6 protein-coding genes and 1 pseudogene are annotated in these 3723 nt (G+C 63.8%); 3 read left to right on the top strand and 4 right to left on the bottom strand.

Annotation, left to right across the window (positions count from 1 at the left end; all coding sequences use genetic code 11):
- The 4 genes and pseudogenes from RMN84_RS04030 to RMN84_RS04015 form a co-directional block, all read right to left on the bottom strand.
- Positions 1 to 225 (bottom strand): annotated as a pseudogene (locus RMN84_RS04030) (site-specific DNA-methyltransferase); the annotation flags it as partial.
- Between the two features lie 179 nt (positions 226 to 404).
- Complete coding sequence (locus tag RMN84_RS04025; protein WP_309610917.1) at positions 405 to 1061, bottom strand: ribonuclease HII; 657 nt, start codon at positions 1059 to 1061, stop codon at positions 405 to 407.
- A gap of 8 nt (positions 1062 to 1069) precedes the next feature.
- Positions 1070 to 1894, bottom strand: a complete 825-nt coding sequence (gene thiD / locus RMN84_RS04020) for a bifunctional hydroxymethylpyrimidine kinase/phosphomethylpyrimidine kinase (protein ID WP_309610916.1) — start codon at positions 1892 to 1894, stop codon at positions 1070 to 1072.
- Positions 1891 to 2115, bottom strand: coding sequence for a DUF1272 domain-containing protein (locus RMN84_RS04015; RefSeq protein WP_309610915.1), 225 nt, complete (start codon positions 2113 to 2115; stop codon positions 1891 to 1893). Before RMN84_RS04015 ends, thiD begins: the two co-directional genes overlap by 4 nt.
- A gap of 427 nt (positions 2116 to 2542) precedes the next feature.
- On the opposite strand from RMN84_RS04015, the gene RMN84_RS04010 reads away from it, so the two are divergent.
- The 3 genes from RMN84_RS04010 to RMN84_RS04000 form a co-directional block, all read left to right on the top strand.
- The gene (locus tag RMN84_RS04010) at positions 2543 to 2875 is read left to right on the top strand and encodes a metalloregulator ArsR/SmtB family transcription factor (RefSeq protein ID WP_309610914.1); all 333 of its coding nucleotides are present in this window, start codon (positions 2543 to 2545) and stop codon (positions 2873 to 2875) included.
- Positions 2872 to 3387, top strand: a complete 516-nt coding sequence (locus RMN84_RS04005) for an arsenate reductase ArsC (protein WP_309610913.1) — start codon at positions 2872 to 2874, stop codon at positions 3385 to 3387. Before RMN84_RS04010 ends, RMN84_RS04005 begins: the two co-directional genes overlap by 4 nt.
- Positions 3380 to 3723 (top strand): aquaporin (locus RMN84_RS04000; protein WP_309610912.1); only part of this gene is annotated, 344 nt, incomplete at its 3' end. The genes RMN84_RS04005 and RMN84_RS04000, both read left to right, overlap by 8 nt.

Here is a 3723-nt window from a genome sequence, read left to right as displayed (position 1 = left end):
GCTGTCGAACTTGTCCCACGCATCGTCGACAGCATCGACGCGGCCTCCCTCTGGCCGGAACAGGTCGCCGCCGAGCTGGAGGTTGTAGGGCGGATCGGCGAAGATCATGTCGACCGACTTGTCGGGCAGCATCGCCATCTCGGCGATGCAATCGCCCTGGATGATGGTGTCGAGCTGCAGCGGGCGGGACGGTCGTTTAGTCGCGGGCCGCGCACGGCCCCGCATCTCCCCGATCGGCAAAATGGCAATCATGCGACGCGTGTCCCCTGTTCGCCCCAAGGGTGAGTCAGGGCGGACTCGCGGTCAAGCGCGGAGGGGTAAACGGGCGCGCAGCGGCGGCGGGAACGAAGCGCGTCCAGCGGCTTGGCGGCACAACATATGGAGTCATGGGAGCGGTCCGGGACTCAACCGGTGGTGGTGTGGCCCAAAGGACTCGCCTGTTCCATTTCGTGCTGACAGCCCATCGCCAGCCGCTCGCGGACCAGGTTGAAGCTGCGGCGGTGGAGCGGCGTGCAGCCGAGTTCGACCAGCGCGCGGCGGTGATGCACGGTCGGATAACCGCGATTGGTCTCCCAGCCATAGCCGGGGTACGTGCGCGAATGATCGAGCATGATGCGGTCGCGCGTGACCTTTGCAATGATCGATGCGGCGGCGATCGAGCGGCACTTGGTGTCGCCGGCGACGATCGGTTTCGCATTGACCCGCTCCCACTTCGGCAGGCGGTTGCCGTCGACCAGCACCCACGCCGGCTCGAACCCCAGCGCCTCGACCGCGCGGCTCATCGCCAGCATCCGTGCCCAGTAGATGTTGAGCGTGTCGATCTCCGCGACCGAGGCGATCCCGACCCCGATCCGCGCAACCTTCTGCAACCGCGCGAAGATCGCCTCGCGAGTGGCGAGGTCGAGCTTCTTGCTGTCGTCGATCCCGCGTGGAAAATGGTCGCGGTCGAGGACGACGGCGGCGGCGACGACCGGGCCCGCGAGCGGCGCGCAGCCAGCCTCGTCAACCCCGGCGAGGGGGGTGGGGAAGTCGCGTTCAATCTTGAAGCAGGGACGGGGCATCGTGCGCCTTATTCGTCATTCCCGCGAAAGCGGGAACCCAGTTTTTTTGTCGGCGCTGGGTCCCCGCTTTCGCGGGGATGACGAGGAGGAGGCACAAATTGCTGCCCGAGCGGCCCATGGCCCTGCCCCAGCCCCGGTGCCGCCACAATCGCATGCCGCACAAAGCGCACTGCCTGGCGGAACGCCTGCTCGATCGGGAGACCCGCTCCCAACCCGCACGCCAGCGCGCTCGCCAGCGTACAGCCTGTGCCGTGCGTATGCCGGGTGTCGATCTTCTCACCTTCAATGCGATCAAGTTCACCGTTCGCGGACAATAAGCGGTCGATCACGCGATACCCCTCGGCATGCCCGCCCTTCACCAGCAGGTGACCGCCATGCGCCATCACCGCCGCCTCCCCGCCGAGCGCTTCGAGCTCGGGCAAGTTCGGCGTGACCACCGACGCCAGCGCCATCAGCCGCCCGAACGCCGCGATCGTATCGGCGTCGGCGAGGCTGTCACCGCTGGTCGCGATCATCACCGGGTCGAATATGATCGGGACGTCGAGTGCTTCGAGGCGGTCGGCAACGGCATGAGCGGTCGCGGCCGATCCGATCATCCCGATCTTGACCGCATCGACGCCGATGTCGCTGACCACCGAATCGATCTGGGCGAGGACGATGTCGGTCGGGATGAGGTGAACCGCCTGCACCCCGAGCGTGTTCTGCGCGGTGACGGCGGTGATCGCGGTCATGGCGTGGCCGCCGAGCATAGTGATCGTCTTGATATCCGCCTGAATCCCCGCGCCGCCACCGGAGTCGGAGCCGGCGATGACGAGGATGCGGGGGGTAGTCACGGCTGGTACTTCCGCTCCGTCGACGCGGGATGGTTCGCCAGATTGGGCTTCGACCGGGTCGGGCGGTCGGAGAGGTCGCCGCCGCAATTGGGGCAACGGTCGTCCAGCGCTTCGGCACAAGGCGCGCAGAAGGTGCATTCGAACGAGCAGATGAACGCGCCTGGCGCGCTCGCGGGCAAGTCGGCGCCGCAGCGTTCGCAGTCGGGGCGCATAGCGAGCATGGGGTCAGTTCCTACCCAAAGTTCACGAAAGTTCACACACTATCGGGGTTTCGGGGCCGATCGGAAGTTTCCAATGTTTACGCTACGTCCGTCCTGAAATCCCCATGCGATCCGGCGCGCGAAGGATTGCGCGCGCTGAGCACCGGATCACGGCTGGCGGGCTGGATGGGATTGGACGGAAGGGCTCGGTCTGCATGAGTCGGAGACTAGGCGGATCGTCAGCCTGTAGGACAGAAGTTTTTGCGATGTCAGCTTTGGGTGGATAGCGGACATCCGCGCTACGGCCGGGATGGGTGGTTAGCGGTCGGTAGCTGGTACAGTTCCTAAGGCTTCACGGTTTGGACATTTCCAATCATGTGGAAATGTTGTTGACATCCTGATCGTCGAACGTCATTTCGAGATAATTCGAAATGTAAGAGAGATTACCATGCGATCGGCCAAGGCCATCGACGCGCTAGCGGCCCTTGCGCAGGAACATCGGCTCGCCCTCTTTCGGCTCCTTGTTCAAGCTGGGGTGAACGGCATGTCGGCTGGTTCACTGGCCGAAGCCCTGTCGGTTCCGAACTCTTCCCTCTCGTTCCACCTAGCCCATCTCAATCGGTCGGGGCTCATCAGGCAGCGAAGAGACGGGCGTTCGCTCGTCTATTCGGCTGACTACGCCGCAATGAATGAGCTTGTCGGCTACCTGATGGAGAACTGCTGCGGCGGCGCCGACTGCTCCCCAGCAGCCTCGTCCCAGTCCGAAAGGAAGTCCGGATGACGCAGGACAAGACATATAACGTACTGTTCCTTTGCACGGGCAACTCGGCTCGTTCCATCCTTGCTGAGGTCATCCTCAACCGGGAAGGTCGGGGCCGCTTTCGGGCCTATTCGGCTGGGAGCTACCCAAAGGGTGAAGTGCATCCCGCTGCCCTCGCCTGGTTGAACGAGCTTGGGCTTTCGACCGAGGGGCTGCGCTCCAAGAGCTGGGACGAATTTGCCCGCCCCGACGCTCCGGAATTCAATTTCGTCTTTACCGTCTGTGACAATGCAGCGGGTGAAGTCTGTCCACTATGGCCGGGACAACCAATGACCGCGCACTGGGGCATCGAAGACCCTGCAACCGTCGAGGGCGATGGCCAGAAGCGCGCGTTCTGGAACGCCTATCTGGCGCTTCAGCGCCGCATACAGCTGTTCTTGGCCTTGCCGTTGGACAGCATCGACAAACTGAGCTTGGAGAACCAGCTCAAGCAGATCGGCAAGACGAGCGACCGGGCCACCGCGATTGATTGACCACGCCAGCCTCAAGCAAAGGCTTGCCGCTGAAGGGCTGGGTTCATTCTTCCTGTTCGCGTCCGTCATTGGCTCGGGTATCATGGCCGAAGCGTTAGCGGGCGGGAATGTGGCCGTGGCGCTGCTCGGCAACACGCTTGCCACTAGCGCGATGCTGTTTGTCCTCATCACGATGCTGGGGCCCATCTCCGGCGCTCACTTCAATCCGGCCGTCACGCTCGTCTTTGCGGGTCGCGGTTCCCTACCGTGGCGCGAGGCCTGGCCATACATCGCCATGCAACTCATGGGGGGAGTGTTAGGAGCGTGGGCTGCGCATCTGATGTTCAACCTGCCCAT

Origin of the sequence: Sphingomonas sp. (assembly GCF_031380695.1) — a bacterium.
Taxonomy (GTDB): Bacteria; Pseudomonadota; Alphaproteobacteria; order Sphingomonadales; family Sphingomonadaceae; genus Sphingomicrobium.
The sequence above is the reverse complement of the archived record's forward strand: the minus strand, read 5'-3'. Positions and strand labels throughout refer to the sequence as shown.